The following is an 18,034-nucleotide window of genomic DNA, read 5'->3' as shown; positions in this document are numbered from 1 at the left end:
CGCCCCAGCGCCGCGCGGCGCGGCCGGAACCGCCGTCCGGCCTCCGGCCTCATCGGCCCGGCCTCCACCGGGGTGCCTCACGGCCGCCGGTTCAGGACTCCTCGAAGTAGGCGTCCAGGACGGTGTCCAGCTCGGCCGGCCAGCCCTTGAGCTCGGCGCGGCTCGCCGCCTCGACCTCGGCGTTGAACCAGCGGCGGCTCGACAGATGGACGGTCACCGTGAACCGGCGGCCGAAGCGCGCCGGGGTGGTCTCCACCGCGCCGATCTCGTCCCAGTGGAACTCGGCCTCCTGGTCGTCCAGCGTGAAGCGGACACCTTCCCGGGCCACCCGGATCGAACCGCGCCGGTCGCTGACCTCGAAGACGGGGCCCTCCTCGACGGCATCGTCCTCGGCCCCGCTCTCCGCCTCCGCGGCGGCGTCGCCCGCCTCCGCTTCCGGTTCCCGGTCGGCGTCGGCCTCCGCAGCGGCCGCCAGGGCCTCGTCTTCGCGCTCCGTCTCTGTATCCGACCCCGACGCCGGAGCGGCGTCCTCCGGACCGGCCTCCGATTCCGGTTCGGGCTTCCGGGTCGCGACGGGTGCCGCCAGTCCGGGCAGGGGGATGAACGCCGGGTCGGTGCCTGCGGCGAACTCGGGCTTCTTGTTCGAATCTATGCTCTGCTCCACGGCGGGCAGTATGGTCGACGAACCTGTACGTGACCAGTCGTCACCGCCCCGCGCCACTCAGAGCACGCCCTTGCGCCATTCCCGTACCAGCAGATAGCCGAGGTACGCGCCGCCGATCGCCATGGTGTAGATCCCGACCGGCAGGTCGTCGAAGAGCACCAACTGCTGGGAGCAGAGGTCCGCGAGCACCAGCAGCAGGCCGCCGGTGAGGGCGGAGAGCAGCAGGTGCGGGCCAAAGCCGCGGGTGAGGCGTTTGGCGATCTGGGGCGCGGTCAGGGCGATGAAGGCGATGGGCCCCGAGACGCTGACCGCGGCGGCCGAGAGGGCGATGGCCAGGATCACGGCGAGGGTCTTGGCCTTCTTCGGCTCGGAGCCGAGCCCCTCGGCGATGTCGTCGCCCATCTCGCCGATGTCGAGCCGCCGGGAGATCAGCGCGGTCAGCGGGGCCGCGACCAGCAGGACCAGCCAGACGGTGGTGGCGTCGGTCCAGGAGCGGGCCGTCAGGCTGCCGTTGACGTAGGCGGTGAGGACGGAGGCCTTGTCGCGCTCCAGGGCGTAGACGACGTACTGCGTGACGGCCGCGCCCATCGCGGCGACACCGATCCCGGCGATGACGAGCCGGGCGGGGTTGCGGAAGCCGGTGCCGGTGGAGACGTACACGAGCGCCATCGCGAGGACCGCGCCGAGGAGCGCTCCGATGGCGACGGGGACCGTGTCGGGGAACATCAGGGCGCAGATCGCGGCGCCCGCGCCGGCTCCGGCGGACAGCCCGATGACGTCCGGGCTGCCGAGCGGGTTGCGGGTGACGGACTGGAACAGCGCGCCGGAGACGCCGAGCGCCGCGCCGACCCCGATGGCGACGGTGAGACGGGGGCCGCGCAGCCGGTTGAAGACGAACCGGTCCTTGCCCTCGGCATCACCGACGAGCGCGGCGGGCAGGTCGGCGAGGTCGATACCGAGGCGCCCCCAGGCCAGCGTCATGACGGCGGCCGCGAGGAGCAGGACGAAGAGCCCGGCGCCCGCGAACACGGAGGCCCGGCGCATGGGTATCGCCACGGTGCGGCCGACGACCAGATAGCCGCGGGGAGCCTTGCGTACGGGGGCGGTCTGTTCGGTGACGGTCATGAGGTGCCCCGCATCCTGCGTACGGCGATGAGCAGCGCGGGCGCGCCGATGAAGGCGGTGACGACGCCGACCATGAGTTCGGTGGGACGCATGACGACCCGGCCCACCACGTCCGCGAGGAGCAGGAGGGTGGGGCCGAGCAGGGCGGAGAAGAGGATCTGGGCGCGGAAGTCGACGCCGACCAGGGCCCGTACGACGTGCGGGACGGCGAGGCCGACGAAGGCGATCGGACCGACGGCGGCGGTCGCGGCGGCGCTGAGCAGCGTGGCCGCGAGCAGTCCGCCGCCCCGGGTGCGCCCGGGGTGCGAGCCGAGGGCGATGGCGGTGGCATCGCCGAGGGCCAGGGCGTTGAGGCCGGGGCCGAGGGCGAGGGCGAGCAGGAAACCGACGGCGGCGAAGGGCAGGACGGACCAGAAGACGTCGAAGTCCCGGCCGCCGAGGGCTCCGACGACCCAGTAGCGGTAGCTGTCGAACACCTGCGGTTTGCTGAGGGTCACCGCCTGGATGAACGCCATCAGCACGGCGGTGAGCACGGCCCCGGCGAGCACCAGGCGCACCACGCTCGTCCCCGTACCGGCGGAGCCGATGACATGGACGAGGACGCCGGCGACCAGCGCTCCGGGCAGCGCCCACCACATCGTGTCGGTGGCGCCGGACGCCCCGAGCCAGGCGGTCGCGGCGACGATGCTCGCGGAGGCGCCGGCGTTGATGCCGAGGAGGCCCGGTTCGGCCAGCGGATTGCGCGAGACGCCCTGCATGAGGGTGCCGGCGACCGCGAGGCAGAGTCCGGCGAGGACGCCGAGGACGGTCCGGGGGTAGCGGCTCTCGATGATGACGGTGATGTTGGGGTCGGCGGTGCCTCCGAGGACGTCGACGACATCACCGAGCGAGGTGCCGCGGCTGCCGAACATGACGCTCGCGCAGAGCGCGACGGCCAGCGCGGCCAGTGCGGCCAGGCCGAGGAGCAGGAGGAACGCCGGCCGAGCGGCGCCGGTACGGGAGGTACCGGCGCCGCTCGGCGGTGCGACCGTGGTGGTTGCCATGGGAGTGGAGTGTGCCTTGTGGGCTCGGCGGTTCGGATACCGGGCGGGAGTTACTTGCCGGCGGCCTTGACGGCCTTGTCGATGATCGGCAGGTAGCGCTCGATCGTCCAGGGCACGGTCAGCGGGTTGATGATCGAGGAGGCGGTGACGAAGGAGTTGTCGTTGCTCGCGACGACGGCGCCCTTCTTGATCGCGGGGATCGCGCCGTACAGCTTCTGGCCCTCGATCTCCTTGCGGTTCTTCTCGTCCGTGTAGAACGTGAAGACGAGGTCGCTGTCCTTGAGCTTCTCGGCGTTCTCCAGGCCGATGAGAGCGGAGTCGGTGCCGGGGGTCTCCTTGAAGCCGTTGACGACCGGGTCGACCTTCAGGCCGAGCGAGGAGACCATCTTGACGCGCTGCTCCTCGGGCTTGAAGACGCCGAGGGTGCCGGGGCCGGAGTTGTAGATGTACGAGAAGGTGACGTCCTTGTAGTTCGGCCGGGTGGCCGCGGCGTCGGCGAGCTGCTTCTCGATCTTCGTCTTGAGACCGTTCGTGTCCTCGGTCCGGCCGAGCGCCTTGCCGATGATGTCGATCTGCTGGTCCCAGTCGGTGCTCCACGCCTGCTCGGGGTAGGCGACCGTGGGGGCGATGTCCTTGAGGACGTCGTACTGCTTCTGCGTGATGCCCGACCAGGGGGCGAGGATGACGTCCGGCTCCAGCTCGGTGATCGCCTCGAAGTCGATCTCCTCGCCGCCCGTGAACTGCTTGGGCAGCTTGTCGCCGGACTTCTTGACGGCCTCGTTGATCCACGGGAGGTAGCCGGACTCGTCACTGCCCCAGGGGTAGCTCTCGATGCCGACCGGGGTCTGGCCGAGGGCTATCGCGGTCTCGGCGGAGCCCTGGCCGAGGGTGACGATGCGTTCGGGCTTCTCCTCGATCTTCGCGGTGCCGAGCGAGCTCGGAATCGAGACGGGGAAGGCGCCGCCGCTCTTGGCCGAGTCCTTCGACCCGTCCTTGTCGCCATCGCCGTCCGAGGAGCAGCCGACCAGGGCGACGGCGAGCGCGACGGTGGTGGCCGTGGCGGCGAGGGTGTGGCGGCGCACGCGGGTGAAGCCGAGCATGGAGGGTCCTCAGGTTGACCGAGCAAATGAAGGTTAGGCAAGCCTAAGCCAGAGGCGTCGGCACCTCAACAAGCCCCCCTCCCGCACCAAGGGTCACCAGGGCCGCACAGCGGGACCGGCGGGCCTCGCACCCCTCCTCGGCACGCTGCCCCGAGGCAGAACGGATCCGTGGACTGGCCCCGGGGGCAGGGCTGTTGCTCGCCGGGACCGTCGGCGGCCCCTCTCCGCCCGTACGCGCTCCGCCCGTGTGCTGATCGTTATGCGTCCGCCCGGGACGGACAGGCCACTCAGTGTCCGTGCTCGGCGGATTCCTCGTTCTCCGGCACGGGCTCCCCGGCCGCCGCTCCCCCGGCGTGCACGGTGAAGGCGGCCGTACGGACCTTCCCCTCGTGCCGGAAGTCGAGGAAGAGGCGGTAGGCCCCCTTGCTCGGGGCCGTCGCGGTGAAGGAGACCTCGGGCCCGGGCTCCGTCCGCCCGTCGCCCGGCTCGCCGTTCGGGTGGACGTGGAGGTATGCCAGGTCGCCGGCGCGCAGCGCGACGAGGTGGCCGTACGCGCCGAGGTAGGGCTGGAGGTCGGTGACCGGCTTGCCGTCCTTCGCGACCTCCAGCTTGAGCTCGCTGCCCGCACCGGAGCGCAGCGCACCGTCGAGCGTCACCTCGTACCCGTCGACGGTCACCGTCCGCTCGGCGTCCGGCAGCGCCTCGGGGCGCGCGTCGCCCGATACGGCGAGGTCCGCGCCCAGGGTGACGCCCTCGGCGTTCTTCACGTCCGGGGTGAAGTCGGCGAAGATCCGGTAGCCGCCGGCCTCGGGGAGCTCGACGGGGGTGGACCAGGTGCCGTCGGCGGCCCGCTCGGGGTGCAGATGCCGGTAGGTGGTGAGGTCGCTCGACGCCACGATCAGATGCAGTTCCTTGTCGTGCTCACGGCGGAACGCCGTCACCTTGCGGGAAGTGCCCTCGTCCACGACGGCGAAGCGCAGCTCGGCGGGCTCGCCCGCTTCCACGCGCGGGGTGCTGAGATCGAGGGTGTAGCCCCCCTGGGAGATCTGCAGGCCGCCGGGCAGCTCCGTGCCTTCCCCCGCACTCCTCTGCCCCGCACCCCTCTCCGCCGCCCCCTTCTCCGCGGCCGGGCGATCCTTCGCACCGTGACCGCCCGAGTGGGAGGCCCCCTTCGCGGCGACGGCGGGATCCAGTGCGCCGCCCACCGCGTACGCCGACCCGAAGGTCGCCGCGAGCCCTGCGGCGAAGGCCGTGATCTTGAGACCGGTATGCATGGCCCACTCCCTCGTCGAGGTCGCCGAGTCGCGACCACTCGCCACTCAGGATACCCCCCAGGGGTATGAAGTCAATCGAGGGGCGACCTTGTGGCAGGGGAACGAGGGCAGGGAGAATCACCCTCACGGTTCGACCGGAGCGGATGAGAGCGGGATTCCATGGGGGCATTCGTCGCACTGACGGCTGGACTGGGCGGGGCGGCCGTGTGGTGCGCGGTGGTGCTGGTCCGGCGCGGGCGTCGCGGACCCACCGAGAACGCGGACGGCCTGCTGATCGAGCAGGCGGGCCGGTTGCGGGCACACCAGATGCGGACCGACGGACGGGCCTTCCGTGCCCACCCGCACGGGGGGCCTCGCTCAGGCTCGGGAGCGCCCCGTCACTGACCCTCGCCGCCCATCGCCGCCAGGGCACGCAGCAAGGTGTCCGTCTGCTCGTCCATCGGGAAGAACGACTCCACCGCGAGTTCCGAGAGAGTCACGTCGGCGGGCGCCCCGAAGGTGGCGATCGTGCTGAAGAACGCCATGTCGCCGAGCGGCGTGCGGATGCGCAGCGGGACGACGATGCCCGTCGGGTCCACCGGCCCGGGGTCGGCGTCGAGGTCCGGCGGGGCCGGGTAGGTGGACACCTCCTCGTACAGCTCCCGCAGATCGCGGTGGCCGGTGGTGTCGACCTGGTGCCGCAGCCTGCCGAGGGCGTGGGCGCGGACCTGGGCAAAGTTCAGGCACTGGGAGGCGAGGCCCTCCGGGTGGAGGATCAGCCGCATCACATTGCCGCCCGACTCCGTCAGATGCGGCGGTACGGTGCCGAGCAGGAGGGACATCGCGTCGTTGTGGTCGACGATGTTCCAGATCCGGTCGATCGCGGCGGCAGGGTACGGCTCGTGGCCGGCCAGCATCGCCCGGACAGCGGAGCGGACCATGGCCATCCGCTCGCTGTCGAGCGGCGACTCCCGGTACGCGGGGGCGTAACCGGCGGCCAACAGCAGGCCGTTGCGGTCCCGCAGCGGGACGTCGAGGTGCTCGGCGAGCCGGAGGACCATCTCCCGGCTCGGCCGGGCACGGCCCGTCTCCACGCAGGAGAGGTGCCGGGTCGAGGAATCCGCCCGCAGCGCCAGGTCGAGCTGGCTGAGCTTGCGGCGGCGGCGCCACTCCCGGAGCAACAGGCCCACCCGGGAAGGTTCTTCGGTCTCCATGACCTCACCGTATCCGTGGTCCGCCGTCCACGCGTCCATGACCTGGGAGGTCATGGAGTGCGGCCCCTTGCGCGTGGCACGGTGTCACCGAACCCACCGGCCGAAGGAGATCCGAGATGACGTACACCCTCACCCCGTCCGCACCGGTGGCCCCCGCACGGGACGCCGCCCGGTTCCTCCGTCTGGTGCTGCGCGTCGACAGCGTGAGCACCGCCGTGATGGGCGTCGTGCTGGTCGCGGCCGCCGGGCCGCTCGGCTCCGCGACCGGGATGCCGGTCTCCTTCGCCGTGGCGTTCGGAATCTTCCAGATCGGCGGGGCGGCCTCCCTCGCCCTGATCGCCGGCTACCCGGTGATCCCGCCCGCCCTGGCCAGGACCGTCGTCGCGGTGAACGCCCTGTGCGCGGTCGGGTGCGTCGTGACGGCCTTCGCCGACTTCGTGCCGCTCAACGGGTTCGGGGTGGTGTTCCTGCTGATCGGCGCGCTGATCGTGACGGTCTACTCCGCGCTCCAGTACACGGGGCTGCGGCGGATGACCGCGGCGACTGCCTGACCGGACGCCGTCGGGGCCACGCCCTCACTCCCCCGCGAAGTCGTCCGGAGCGGACCGGGCGAGGTCGGCGAGGATCGCGAGGGCCCGGGAGAGGGTCTCCTCGGTGGGTGACGCCAGGCCGAGGCGGACCGCCTGCGGGCCCCGGGGGCGGCCCGCGGAGAACGCCGCGGCCGGGGTCACCGCGATGCCGTGCCGTGCGGCGGCGGCGACGAAGGTGTCCGCGCGCCAAGGGCTGGGCAGCTCCCACCAACGGTAGTAGGAGAACGGGGCGCCGCGCGTGCGGAAGTCCCCGAGGTGCCGGTGCGCGATCTCCTGCCGCGCCCGGGCCTCCCGCTGTTTCGCTCGTACGAGGATGTCGACGGCGCCGTCCGCCTGCCACTGCGCCATCGCCTCCAGGGGAAACCGCATGGGCGTCCACCCTCCGGAGCGCAGGGCCCCCGCGACCCGTCCCGCCATCGCCTCGGGGGCGACGGCGAACCCGAGGGACAGCCCCGGGGAGAGGCGTTTGGAGAGGCTGTCGACGAGGACGGTCCGCTCGGCGGCCCGCGAGGCGAGCGGCGGCAGATCATCCCTCAGGAAGGACCAGACGGCGTCCTCGATCGCGTGGATCCCGGAGGTCAGCAGCACATCGGCCAGGTGGTCGAGCCGCCGCGCGGGCATGGTGAGGGACAGCGGGTTGTGGAGGACCGGCTGTACGTAGACGGCGTGCAGCGGATCCGCCCGGTGCGCCTCCTCCACCGCCTCCGGGACCAGGCCGTCCTCGTCCATGGCCAGGGGCACGAGGGTGACGCCGAGCCGGGCGGCGATGGCCTTCAGCACCGGATAGGTGAACTCCTCGACACCCAGCCGGGCGCCCGGCCGGGTCAGCGCGGCGACGGCGGCGGAGATGGCCTGTCGGCCGTTCCCGGCGAACAGGGTCCGTTCCGGGTCGGGCCGCCATCGCCCGCGCGTGAGGAGAGCGGCGGCCGCCTCGCGGGCGGCGGGGGTACCGGCGGGCCCGACCGGGCGGAGCACCGGCTCCAGGCGGTCGGAGCGCACCAGCTTCTCCAGGCCGGCGGCGAGCAGCCCGGCCTGTTCGGGAACGACGGGGTGGTTGAGCTCCAGGTCGATCCGACTGTCGGCAGGCTCGGAGAGGGCCGGGGCGGGAGCGGGAGCGCCGGGCGCGTCCGTGACGAACGTGCCGCGGCCGACCTGGCCGACGGTGAGGCCCCGGCGGGCCAGCTCCTGGTAGACGCGGGCGGCGGTGGAGTCGGCGATGGCGTGCCGCCGGGCGAACTCCCGCTGCGGAGGCAGCCGTTCCCCCTCCCGGAGCCGACCGGCCGCGATCTCCGCCGCCACGGCGTCGGCGACGGACCGGAAGTCCTTCACGGGCTCCACCTCCCTGGTGAACGGCATCGAAGCACAGCATTGCACCGAGTGCAATGTCATCTATTGAACCGAGAAGAAGAGCGAACCTAGACTCCGATTGCACCGAGCCGAGCGATCGGCACCCGGCCGCCGGACCATCCGGCGGCACAGGAACAGAGCGGCGGACGAGCATGGTTGAGCTGAGCGGGGTGCTGGGGGTCGCGATGGTCGCCCTGGGGATGGTGCTCACCCCGGGGCCCAACATGATCTATCTCGTCTCCCGCAGCATCACCCAGGGACGACGCGCGGGAGTGGTGTCCCTGGGCGGCGTGGCCGTGGGGTTCCTGGTCTATCTGCTCGCCACGAATCTCGGCCTGTCGGTGGTCTTCCTCGCGGTGCCCGAGCTGTACGTGGCCGTGAAGCTGGCCGGCGCGGGCTATCTGGCCTATCTGGCCTGGACCGCGCTGCGGCCCGGGGCGGTATCCGTCTTCGCCCCCGATGAGGACATGCCGCACGACTCCCCGCGCAGGCTGTTCGCGATGGGCCTGATGACGAATCTGCTCAACCCGAAGATCGCCATCATGTACCTCTCCCTCATCCCGCAGTTCATCAGCCTGGAGGCGGGAAACATCCTCCTCCAGGGCTTTCTGCTGGGCTCCGTCCAGATCGCGGTGGCCCTCACCGTCAACCTGGGCATCGTCCTGGCGGCGGGAGCCATCGCCGTCTTCCTCGCCCGCCGCCCCTCCTGGCTCCGCGCCCAGCGCTACCTGATGGGCACGGCCCTGGGCCTGCTCGCCGTGTCGGTGGCGACGGACACCTCGGCCCCGGCGGCCTCGGGCTGAACCACGGACCGAGCCACCGGCCGCGGTCAGAGCATGATGAGCAGACGCGTATCGGCCTTGAGCTTCCTGTTCACCGAACGGCTCTGCACATAGACCTCCAGCTTGGGGTTGTTGCCGGCCTTCACGGAGACGGTCCCCCGGACCCCGGCACCGAACAGGAGGTTGCGCGCCGCCTCGCCCGTATAGGCGCGGTCGGTGTCCTTCTCGACGACGATGACCTCCTTGTCGGGCTGCACCTGCACCCGGGTGCCCAACTGGTAGTAGCAGGAGCCGCGTTCGTAGGTGACGCCCGGATGCGAGTCGACGAAGGCGCGGATCTCCATCTCCTTGTCGACCTTCAGCAGCCGGTACTTGTCGGCCGCGACCGGTTCGAGGTTGGCCCGCACGTCGTCGACCGATATGTCCTGGCCGACGGCGAACAGGTTCTTCGTGCCGCGCACGCCCTGCTCGCGGCCCCGCAGGAAGCTGGTGGCGGCGGCGCGCACGGTGCCGATCGCGTCCTCGACGCCCTTCTGGGAGTCCGCGTCCCAGATGGCGATGTTTCCGGCCGGGAAGCCGTAGTTCTGCGCGGTGCGCTTCGCCAGGGAGTTCGGAACGAGGATCGCGGAGGTCCAGTGCCCCGGGAGCCCGTTCATCTTCGCGGTGATCCGGTCGAGCCAGGGACCGAGGATGGTCATGTCGCCGTCGTGCCGGCGGTCGCCGCCCGAGGCGTTCTCCTCGCCGTCCGTCACGACGATCTGGAGGAAGCTGTGCTCGCCGTACTCCTCCCAGATGTGCCCCAGGTCGTCCAGGGACTTCAGCGAGGCCTCGATGAGGGCGGTGGCGCCGTTGTTGACCTTGTAGAGCCCTCGCATGGACGGAAGGTGCTTCACGTCCATGTCCCAGACCAGGTTCTCCACCCGGTGGTCGAAGGAGTAGAGACTGATCCGCGTCTCATGGCCGAGACTGTCCGACTCGGCCTTCAGCCCCGCCACGAACTCGTCCACGACGCGGATGAGCTGACTCTGGTGCTGGTACATGGAACCCGAGGCGTCCACGACCAGAGCGACGTGATTCACCTTGTGCTGGATCCTGTTGGCGGACATGGTTCTGCTCCTTCGTCCGGTGCTCCCCGGTGCTCCCCCGAGTGATGCTTCGACTCTATGGGGAGGCACTGACAATGCTTTCCGTCCGACGGTCATCCGCGCCCAGGGCGCGCCCGAGCCGGGGCCGGCGCCGGTGGCGCCGGCCCCGAGCGGGGCGTGAAGCGGCGGGTCAGTACGCGGTGGTGACGGTGGCGCCGCCGAAGGCGGCCACCGCGCGGAGGCTGATGTAGTTGGCGCCGGACGGCGGGTCGCTGATCGTCAGGGTGTGGGAGTTGCCCGGTCCGGTGGCCCGGTCGGTGTGCGAGCCGATGGTGGCCCAGGTGGAGTTGCTGTAGTAGAGGTCGGCGTTGCCGGTGCCGCCGCTGACGGTGATCTTCAGCGTCCTGGTGCCGGCCGGGATGTTCAGGTAGAGGTAGGCGTAGTCGCCGGTGGGGGCGGAGAGGTTGCTGCGGCGGCAGTTCTTCCCCAGCACGCGGGTGTCGGAGTCGGTGCACTCGCCGACGGTGGAGCCGCCGGTCACGGTGACCGTCCGGGTGGCGGTGGCCGTGGTGCCCTGATCGTCGGTCACGGTCAGCCGGACCGTGTAGCTGCCCGCGGCGCTGTAGGACTTGGTGGGGTTGATCTGCGCGGAGGTGGTGCCGTCGCCGAAGTCCCAGGAGCGGGAGGCGATGGTTCCGTCGGCGTCGGTGGAGCGGTCGGTGAGGGTGACCGTCAGATCCGAGACCGCGGCGGTGAAGTCGGCGGTGGGGGCCTGGTTGCCCGGCTGACCGCCGCCACCGCAGTCACCGGCGGCGCATGCGGCGAGCCAGGTCTTCCAGTCGCTGTCGTAGCGGGTGCCGACGGTACTGGTGAGGTAGGTCCGGGCGGCGCTCCACTCGCCGGCGCGGTAGTGGGCGAGCACCTTGTCCAGGTCGGCGGGGTGCTTCTCCAGCATGTACCGCACGGCGAGGTAGCCCCAGCGGTAGACGCGGGTGGTGTCGTGGCTGTAGTCGGTGCTGAACAGGGTGGACAGGGCGTAGGTGCCCTTGCCGGCCTCGGTCATCGCCGCGGTGTAGGGCTCCTGGCGGTAGTGGTAGGAGATGTACTCCGCGAAGCCCTCGACCCACCAGATGGTGGGGGTGGTCATGTTGGCGGCGAAGTCGCCGTACATGGTGAAGCGGCCGTCGAGGTAGTGGGTGTACTCGTGGTTGAGGTTCCAGATGTGGAAGTCCGGCCGCAGCCACTCGGCCTCGTAGGCGATGAAGCGGGGCTGGTTGCCCACGACGGAGGGGTCGCCCTCCAGGTACATGCCACCATTGTTGGTGTCGATCCCGTACATCGCGCCCGCGTAGGTCTGGTAGTCGGCGCTGGAGTCGTAGGCGATCACCTCGATGGCGGTGTTGTTGTCGTCGGCGACCGGGCCGTTGTCCTTGGCGATCCGGTGGAAGTAGGCGTCCTGCTCGACGAGGCTGGTACAGCTGGCGCTCAGCTCGGCGGCCGTCATCTGCTGGGCCAGGATGCGGATGCTGGGGCTACAGGAGTGGCGGACCGGCAGGACCTCGCGCTTGAGGCGCTCCTGGAGGTCGCAGAGGCCGTACGTGGAGCAGTTCACCTTGTCGTAGTAGTCGGCCATCTCCGCTATGCCCACCCAGAGCGGGGCGGTGGGGCCGGTGATGGAGGTGTCCCGGAGCAGGGCGGTGGCCAGCGGGCGGACCTTGCTCCGCAGGCTCGTGTGCTGGAGGAAACGGCCCAGCTCCCGTCCGGCGTTGGAGGTCAGATACGCCTGGTCGCCCTCCAGCAGGGAGAGGTGGTCGGCGGCGAAGCGGTGCAGCGCGTCGATGAGGCTCGGGTCCGACTCGACGGCGCTGACGAACGCGGGTACCTGGTGGCCCCGGAAGGTCACCGTGTACACGTTGTTGACCGCGGCGAGCATGCGCGAGGAGGCGTTCCAGGTGAGGTCGTAGTCCGCCAGCAGCCGCTTGACGACGGGGATGTACCGGGCGTTCTCCGCGGCGCTGTCGATCAGGATGACCGCCTCGGACAGGGTCTCGCCGTTGGCGTCGGTGACGTCGCGCGACCGGGAGCTGGCGAAGAACGCGTCGAGGCCCGAGCGGATGGCGGTCCGCAGGGTGGGGCCGTACGGCCCGACGACATCCGGGTTGTACCACTGCACGTAGTACCCGGCCCGGAGGTACAGCACGAGCTGCGGGGTGCCGGTACTGCCGTCACCCGGGTAGTAGGCCGCGTTGTCGCGCAGCGCGTAGGCCACGGAGGCCATCTGGGACTCGCGGAAGGCCAGTTGGGCGTTGTTGCCGGTCAGGCCGAACAAGGTGTTCACGCAGTCCGTGGTGGATGCCTTGATGTGCCGCACCAGTTCGCTTCCGGTGCGGCCGGTGAAGTCGGCCGGGTCGCACGCGGCGGCCGCCTTCGCCGACGACTTCTCGCCCGCGCTCCGCTTCGGCGGGGCGTCGTGCTCGCCGTAGGCCTCCTTGAGCGGGGACTTGTCGGCGCTCAGCGGGGGGAGCTGGGACGCCTTCAACCGGTCCTTGGACTGATGGCCGGTGTCCGGGGCGGGGGACTGCCGTGCCCGCGGCGCGGGGTCGGCCGAGCCGGCGGGGCGGGACGGCTGGGACGCGTTCGATGCCGTGGCGACCGAAGGGGAGTTCGGCTGCGCCTGGGCCGGCTGCACGAGCAGCGCGACGCTCATCACCCCGGCCAGGGCCAGGGGCAGAACGGCACCCACACCTCGGCGGACGAGTGTGGTTCTCACGTTGTTCCTCCCAGAGGGATCGGAGGCACGCGCATGCGTGACCGATGGGATGCACAGGGCGTGGGTCAGGGGGTGTTGTCGTGCCGTGCTGCCGGCCGGACGGAAGGGGCCGAAACCTGACGTTGACATGCCCACGCCCTGTGCCATGTACAATGGCACAGGTCACACATCACAGGGAAGTCGTGGTGCCGAATCCGCTACGACTTTCCGCTGAACGCCGCCCGGCGGGGCGGAGTTGGCCAGGCGGGCGGAGGCGGCCCGGGCGCGTGACGGGCCGCCAGGAACCTCTCAGTCCGTTCCGGGGAAGCGGCAGGCCGCCGTGCGCGCGTCGGGCCCACGACCTGGAGCGGCGACCGCTCGGCATGGCAGACGGCGCCCGCCGTCACGGCATCCCACTCACCCTCGTATCCCCTCGAAGGAGACCCATGACCGCGGAGTCCCCGGCCCAGATACACACCGGCAGCCACGACCTGCCCGTCACCGCCGCCCTGGACGCCTTCATGGCGGCCGACTGGGCACCGTCCCCCCTGCCCGTCGGCGCACAGGTGCCCGGCCGCGCCCTGCTGCCGGACCGCCTGGAGCGGCTGTCGGCCCGCTTTCCGGGCGAGCGGCTCGTCATACCCTCCGGGACGCTCAAGGTCCGTTCGAACGACACCGACCACCGATTCCGTCCGCACAGCGCCTACGCCTGGCTGACCGGACTGACCGGCGAGGAGCAGCCCGACCACGTCCTGGTCCTCGAACCCTCCGGGTCCGAGGGGCACGAGGCGGTGCTCCACGTGCGCCCCCGCTCCTCCCGGAACACCAGCGACTTCTACCGCGACCGCCGCTACGGCGAGTTCTGGGTCGGCCGCCGCCCCGACCTGGACGAGACGGCGGCGCTGACCGGGCTGCGCTGCGCCCACCTCGACGACCTGGCGAAGCTCCTCGCCGGCCCGCAGCCTTCGACGCGGCTGCTCGTCGGCGTCGACTCACGGGTGGACGGCCTGCTGGCTACGCGCGCGCATACCCCCTCGGGCGACGCCGAGTTGGCTGCCGCGCTCGCCGAACTCCGGTTGCGGAAGGACGCCTGGGAGGTCGGCCAGCTCCAACTGGCCGTCGACCACACCACGGCGGGCTTCGAGGACGTCGCGCGCGCCCTGCCCGACGCCCTGCGCCACCCCCGGGGCGAACGCTGGATCGAGGGCGTGTTCCAGCTGCGTGCCCGGAGCGAGGGCAACGGCACGGGTTACGAGACCATCGCGGCGGCGGGCGCGCACGCCTGCGTCCTGCACTGGATCCGCAACGACGGGCCGCTCGCACCGTCCCAACTGCTGCTGCTCGACGCGGGGGTGGAGACCGACACCCTTTACACCGCCGACATCACCCGCACCCTCCCCCTGTCGGGCCGCTTCTCGCCGGTCCAACGCGACGTCTACGAACTGGTGCTGGCCGCGCAGGAGGCCGCCATCGGCGTCCTGCGTCCCGGGGCCCGGTTCCGGGACTTCCACCGCGAGGCCATGCGGGTCATCGCCGAGGGACTGCACGCGTGGAGCATCCTGCCGATCCCGCCCGAGGAGGCGCTCGCCGACGACAGCGACCTGTACCGCCGCTACACCCTGTGCAGCAGCGGGCACATGCTCGGCATCGACCTGCACGACTGCGCGCGGGCCCGCGCGGAGACCTATCTCGACGGCGTACTGGAGGAGGGCCACGTACTCACCGTCGAGCCCGGGCTCTACCTCCAGCCGGACGACGAGACGCTGCCGCCCGAGCTGCGCGGCATGGGGGTGCGCATCGAGGACGACCTGGTGATCACGGCGGACGGCGCGCAGCTGCTCTCCGGCGCGCTGCCCAGGACGGTCGGCGGCGTCGAGGAGTGGATGGCCCGCCTCCTGGACAGCTGACATCGTTGGCCCTCGCGGGATGAGGCACTGCGCAACGTGACATTGTATAGTGCGGTGCCACATCATTGAAGGGGAATGCATGAGTGAGCTGAAGTCCCGCAAACTCATCTCGGTGCAGGAGCATCTGCGCGACCAGGTGGCCAACGCCTTGCGTGCCGCGCTGATAGCGGGGGAACTCCAGCCCGGCGTGATCTACTCGGCGCCCACGCTCGCCGCCGAGTACGGCGTCTCCGCCACGCCCGTGCGCGAGGCCATGCTGGATCTGGCCCGCGAGGGCATGGTCGAGGCGGTGCGCAACAAGGGGTTCCGCGTCACCGAACTCTCCGAGCGCGACCTGGACGAGTACACCGAGATCCGCGCCCTCATCGAGATCCCCACCATCGGCCGCGTGACCCGCACCGCCTCCCGCGAACAGTTGGAGGCGGTGCGCCCGGTGGCCGAGGAGATCGTGACCGCCGCGCAGGGCGGCGACCTGATCGCCTATCTGGAGTCGGACCGCCGCTTCCATCTCGATCTGCTCGCCCTCGCCGGGAACGCCCGCCTCGTGGAGACCGTGGCCGACCTGCGCAAGCGCTCCCGTCTCTACGGGCTCACCGACCTGTCCCAGGAGGGGGCGCTGGTGGGTTCGGCGCGGGAGCACACCGCGCTCCTGGACATCATGATCGCGGGGGACGTGGAGGGGGCCGAGGAGCACATGCGCCGCCATCTCGCGCATGTGCGGACCCTGTGGGCGGCCCGGAAGCGGGAAGCCGAGCGAGCCGCCCCGTCCCGCAAGCTCGGCGTGCGCTGACGCCGAAGTCCTGGCGGGCGGCACGTGTTGCCGAAAGGACCCGCCGGAATCGGGCATCGGCGGACGGGCGGCCCCGGATCCGCCGTCATACGGTGAATCCCGTCGGATAGGGGTCCGTGGGGTCGAGCAGGTACTGCGCGGTCCCGGTGATCCAGGCGCGGCCGGTGACGGAGGGCAGGACGGCGGGCCTGCCGCCGACCGTGGTCTCCGCCAGGATCCGGCCCGTGAAGCGGGAGCCGATGAAGGACTCGTTGACGAAGTCACTCCCGGTCCTCAGCTGCCCCCGCGCGTGCAGTTGGGCCATCCGGGCACTGGTGCCCGTACCGCAGGGCGACCGGTCGAACCACCCGGGGTGGATCGCCATGGCGTGCCGCGAGTGCTCGGCGGTGGACCCGGGCGCCTCCAGATAGACGTGGTGGCAGACGTCGATCGCGGGATTCTCCGGGTGGACCACCGGGTTCCGCTCGTTGATCGCCCCCATGACGGCCAGCCCCGCGTCGAGCAGCCGCCCCTTCTCCGCCCGGTCGAAGGGGATGCCGAGGTCCTCGGTGCGCACGATCGCGTAGAAGTTGCCGCCGTACGCCATGTCGTAGCGGACCGGGCCGAACCCCTCGACCTCGACGACCTGGTCCAGGGCGTGGCTGTAGGAGGCGACGTTCTCCAGGGTGACGGACTCCGCGCGGCCGTCGCGCACGGCGACCCGTGCCGTGACGAGGCCGGCGGGGGTGTCGAGGCGGATGAGGGTCTCCGGCTCGACCGCCTCGACCATGCCCGTCTCCACGAGGACCGTCGCCACGCCGATGGTGCCGTGGCCGCACATGGGCAGGCAGCCGGAGACCTCGATGAACAGCACGCCGAAGTCGGCGTCCGGCCGGGTCGGGGGCTGGAGGATCGCTCCGGACATGGCTCCGTGCCCGCGCGGCTCGCACATGAGCAGGGTGCGCAGCCCGTCGCGCTCCGCCATGAACCGCTGCCGCCGCTCGGCCATCGTCGCGCCCGGCAGGACGCCCACCCCGCCGGTGACGACCCGGGTCGGCATGCCCTCGGTGTGCGAGTCGACCGCGTGGTAACAGACCTTCGAGCGCACGTCAGTTCACCCCCGCGTCGATGAGGGTCTGGGTGGCGGAGCGGACGACGGCCTCGGTCTCCGGGTCCAGGGCCCGCCGGGGCGGACGGCAGACGCCGCCGGTCCGGCCGACCATGTCCTGGCCGAGCTTGATCGCCTGGACGAACTCGGTCCTGCTGTCCCAGCGCAGTACGGAGTGGAGCTGCCGGTAGAGCGGGAGCGCGGTGTCGAGGTCGCCGGCCAGCGAGGCGTTGTAGAGGTCGAGGCAGGCGCGCGGGAAGACCTGGGGGTAGCCGGCGACCCAGCCCTTGGCGCCGGCGACGCCGACTTCCAGGAGGGTGTCGTCGGTGCCGACGATCAGGTCGAGCCCGGGGGCGAGTTCGTTGATGGCGTAACACCGGCGGACGTCGCCGGAGAACTCCTTCACGCCCACGATGAATCCCTCGGCATGCAGTTTCGCCAGCAGCTCCGGGCGCAGGTCGACCTTGGTGTCGATGGGGTTGTTGTAGGCGGTGACGGGGAGTCCGGCGGAGGCGACCATCGCGTAGTGCTCCAGGACGGCGCGGTCGTCGGCCCGATAGGCGTTGGGCGGCAGGCACATGACGGCCTGGCAGCCCGCGTCCTTGGCGAACCGCGCGTGCCGCCTCGCCTCGATCGCGCCGTACGCTCCGACACCCGGCATCACGGTGAAGCCCTCCGGGGCGTTCGCGACGGCGGTCTCCACGACGCGGTCGCGTTCCTCGTACGTCAGGGTCTGGTATTCGCCCAGCGAGCCGTTCGGGGCGACGCCGTGCAGGCCCTGTTCGGCGAGCCGGGCGACGTTGTCCCCGTAGGCGCCGTGGTCGACGGCGAGATCCGGGCCGAACGGGAGGCTCGTCGCGACGATGACGCCGTGCCAGGGCATGCGGGTGCGGCTGGAGGTGCGGTCCAGGTCCATGGGGAACTCCTCAGATGGGGTCGGGAGTGGACTCGCCCGAATCGGCGAGCGCACCGAGGGTGACGGGGGTCGCGATCAGCCGCTCGGCGGGGGCGTAGGGCTGGTCACGGGTGACGAGGCAGTGCACGGCGGGCCCGCACATCCGGCCCTGGCACCAGCCCATGCCGGCCCTGGTCAGCTGTTTGACCTGCCGGTGGTCGGCTGCCGCGGCGTCGTCGCGGGCGGACCGGACCGCTCCGGCGGTGACCTCTTCGCACCGGCAGACCGGTGTGTCGTCGGTCAGCCACGCGGGCCAGGCCGGAGGCAGGGGGTGCGCCTGGGCCATCGCCCGGGCGAACGCCCGGTGCCGGGCCACCGCCCGGCGCTCCGCGCCGGGGCGGCG

At 71.4% G+C, this 18,034-nt stretch carries 16 protein-coding genes; 4 read left to right on the top strand and 12 right to left on the bottom strand.

The genetic code is table 11. From position 1 onward, the window contains the following. Positions 1-91 precede the first annotated feature (91 nt). From CR470_RS25015 to CR470_RS24985, 6 genes are all read right to left on the bottom strand, one after another. A complete protein-coding gene (locus CR470_RS25015; protein WP_097869793.1) occupies positions 92-664 on the bottom strand; it encodes a hypothetical protein in 573 nt (190 codons plus the stop codon). 57 nt (positions 665-721) lie between these two features. Beyond that, a complete protein-coding gene (locus CR470_RS25010; protein WP_097869790.1) occupies positions 722-1,789 on the bottom strand; it encodes a FecCD family ABC transporter permease in 1,068 nt (355 codons plus the stop codon). Continuing rightward, a complete protein-coding gene (locus tag CR470_RS25005; protein ID WP_097869789.1) occupies positions 1,786-2,832 on the bottom strand; it encodes a FecCD family ABC transporter permease in 1,047 nt (348 codons plus the stop codon). The genes CR470_RS25010 and CR470_RS25005 overlap by 4 nt, the downstream gene beginning before the upstream one ends. Before the next feature lie 50 nt (positions 2,833-2,882). After that, complete coding sequence (locus CR470_RS25000; RefSeq protein ID WP_097869788.1) at positions 2,883-3,932, bottom strand: iron-siderophore ABC transporter substrate-binding protein; 1,050 nt, start codon at positions 3,930-3,932, stop codon at positions 2,883-2,885. A gap of 287 nt (positions 3,933-4,219) precedes the next feature. Continuing rightward, complete coding sequence (locus CR470_RS24995) at positions 4,220-5,206, bottom strand: hypothetical protein (RefSeq protein ID WP_097869787.1); 987 nt, start codon at positions 5,204-5,206, stop codon at positions 4,220-4,222. A 377-nt stretch (positions 5,207-5,583) separates the two neighbouring features. Beyond that, positions 5,584-6,399, bottom strand: coding sequence for a helix-turn-helix transcriptional regulator (locus tag CR470_RS24985; RefSeq protein ID WP_097869792.1), 816 nt, complete (start codon positions 6,397-6,399; stop codon positions 5,584-5,586). 116 nt (positions 6,400-6,515) lie between these two features. On the opposite strand from CR470_RS24985, the gene CR470_RS24980 reads away from it, so the two are divergent. Next, a complete protein-coding gene (locus CR470_RS24980; protein ID WP_097869785.1) occupies positions 6,516-6,950 on the top strand; it encodes a hypothetical protein in 435 nt (144 codons plus the stop codon). Between the two features lie 24 nt (positions 6,951-6,974). On the opposite strand, the gene CR470_RS24975 is transcribed toward CR470_RS24980, so the two are convergent. Further along, entirely contained in the window at positions 6,975-8,318 is a 1,344-nt protein-coding gene (locus tag CR470_RS24975; protein WP_097869791.1) for an aminotransferase-like domain-containing protein, read from the bottom strand. A 170-nt stretch (positions 8,319-8,488) separates the two neighbouring features. Between CR470_RS24975 and CR470_RS24970 the strand changes: the two genes are divergently transcribed. Continuing rightward, positions 8,489-9,139 (top strand): LysE family translocator, encoded by a 651-nt coding sequence (locus CR470_RS24970; protein WP_097869784.1) that lies wholly within the window; start codon positions 8,489-8,491, stop codon positions 9,137-9,139. A gap of 26 nt (positions 9,140-9,165) precedes the next feature. Here the strand turns inward: CR470_RS24970 and CR470_RS24965 are convergent, their stop codons facing one another. Next, the gene (locus tag CR470_RS24965) at positions 9,166-10,224 is read right to left on the bottom strand and encodes a vWA domain-containing protein (RefSeq protein ID WP_097869783.1); all 1,059 of its coding nucleotides are present in this window, start codon (positions 10,222-10,224) and stop codon (positions 9,166-9,168) included. Between the two features lie 169 nt (positions 10,225-10,393). Then, complete coding sequence (locus tag CR470_RS24960; protein WP_257138909.1) at positions 10,394-12,910, bottom strand: collagenase; 2,517 nt, start codon at positions 12,908-12,910, stop codon at positions 10,394-10,396. 488 nt (positions 12,911-13,398) lie between these two features. On the opposite strand from CR470_RS24960, the gene CR470_RS24955 reads away from it, so the two are divergent. Further along, positions 13,399-14,859, top strand: coding sequence for an aminopeptidase P family protein (locus CR470_RS24955; RefSeq protein WP_097869781.1), 1,461 nt, complete (start codon positions 13,399-13,401; stop codon positions 14,857-14,859). Positions 14,860-14,938: 79 nt separating this feature from the next. Beyond that, a complete protein-coding gene (locus CR470_RS24950; protein WP_097869780.1) occupies positions 14,939-15,649 on the top strand; it encodes a GntR family transcriptional regulator in 711 nt (236 codons plus the stop codon). Positions 15,650-15,734: 85 nt separating this feature from the next. Here the strand turns inward: CR470_RS24950 and CR470_RS24945 are convergent, their stop codons facing one another. The 3 genes from CR470_RS24945 to CR470_RS24935 all read right to left on the bottom strand — a co-directional run. Continuing rightward, entirely contained in the window at positions 15,735-16,736 is a 1,002-nt protein-coding gene (locus tag CR470_RS24945) for a proline racemase family protein (protein ID WP_097869779.1), read from the bottom strand. A gap of 1 nt (position 16,737) precedes the next feature. After that, positions 16,738-17,652: a dihydrodipicolinate synthase family protein gene (locus CR470_RS24940; RefSeq protein WP_097869778.1), complete on the bottom strand. Its 915-nt coding sequence runs from the start codon at positions 17,650-17,652 to the stop codon at positions 16,738-16,740. Positions 17,653-17,662: 10 nt separating this feature from the next. Then, a partial coding sequence (locus CR470_RS24935) for a (2Fe-2S)-binding protein (RefSeq protein ID WP_179892371.1) occupies positions 17,663-18,034 on the bottom strand: 372 nt, incomplete at its 5' end.

This window comes from Streptomyces sp. rh34 (genome assembly GCF_002551245.1).
Taxonomy (GTDB): Bacteria; Actinomycetota; Actinomycetes; order Streptomycetales; family Streptomycetaceae; genus Streptomyces.
This window is presented reverse-complemented; position numbering and strand designations above follow the sequence as displayed.

Excerpts from the sequence above, each read along its gene's own strand:
- CR470_RS25010 (WP_097869790.1), bottom strand. The coding sequence starts at position 1,789 with ATGACCGTCACCGAACAGACCGCCCCCGTACGCAAGGCTCCCCGCGGC.
- CR470_RS25005 (WP_097869789.1), bottom strand. The coding sequence starts at position 2,832 with ATGGCAACCACCACGGTCGCACCGCCGAGCGGCGCCGGTACCTCCCGT.
- CR470_RS25000 (WP_097869788.1), bottom strand. The coding sequence starts at position 3,932 with ATGCTCGGCTTCACCCGCGTGCGCCGCCACACCCTCGCCGCCACGGCC.
- CR470_RS24995 (WP_097869787.1), bottom strand. The coding sequence starts at position 5,206 with ATGCATACCGGTCTCAAGATCACGGCCTTCGCCGCAGGGCTCGCGGCG.
- CR470_RS24985 (WP_097869792.1), bottom strand. The coding sequence starts at position 6,399 with ATGGAGACCGAAGAACCTTCCCGGGTGGGCCTGTTGCTCCGGGAGTGG.
- CR470_RS24980 (WP_097869785.1), top strand. The coding sequence starts at position 6,516 with ATGACGTACACCCTCACCCCGTCCGCACCGGTGGCCCCCGCACGGGAC.
- CR470_RS24970 (WP_097869784.1), top strand. The coding sequence starts at position 8,489 with ATGGTTGAGCTGAGCGGGGTGCTGGGGGTCGCGATGGTCGCCCTGGGG.
- CR470_RS24965 (WP_097869783.1), bottom strand. The coding sequence starts at position 10,224 with ATGTCCGCCAACAGGATCCAGCACAAGGTGAATCACGTCGCTCTGGTC.
- CR470_RS24960 (WP_257138909.1), bottom strand. The coding sequence starts at position 12,910 with ATGAGCGTCGCGCTGCTCGTGCAGCCGGCCCAGGCGCAGCCGAACTCC.
- CR470_RS24955 (WP_097869781.1), top strand. The coding sequence starts at position 13,399 with ATGACCGCGGAGTCCCCGGCCCAGATACACACCGGCAGCCACGACCTG.
- CR470_RS24950 (WP_097869780.1), top strand. The coding sequence starts at position 14,939 with ATGAGTGAGCTGAAGTCCCGCAAACTCATCTCGGTGCAGGAGCATCTG.
- CR470_RS24940 (WP_097869778.1), bottom strand. The coding sequence starts at position 17,652 with ATGGACCTGGACCGCACCTCCAGCCGCACCCGCATGCCCTGGCACGGC.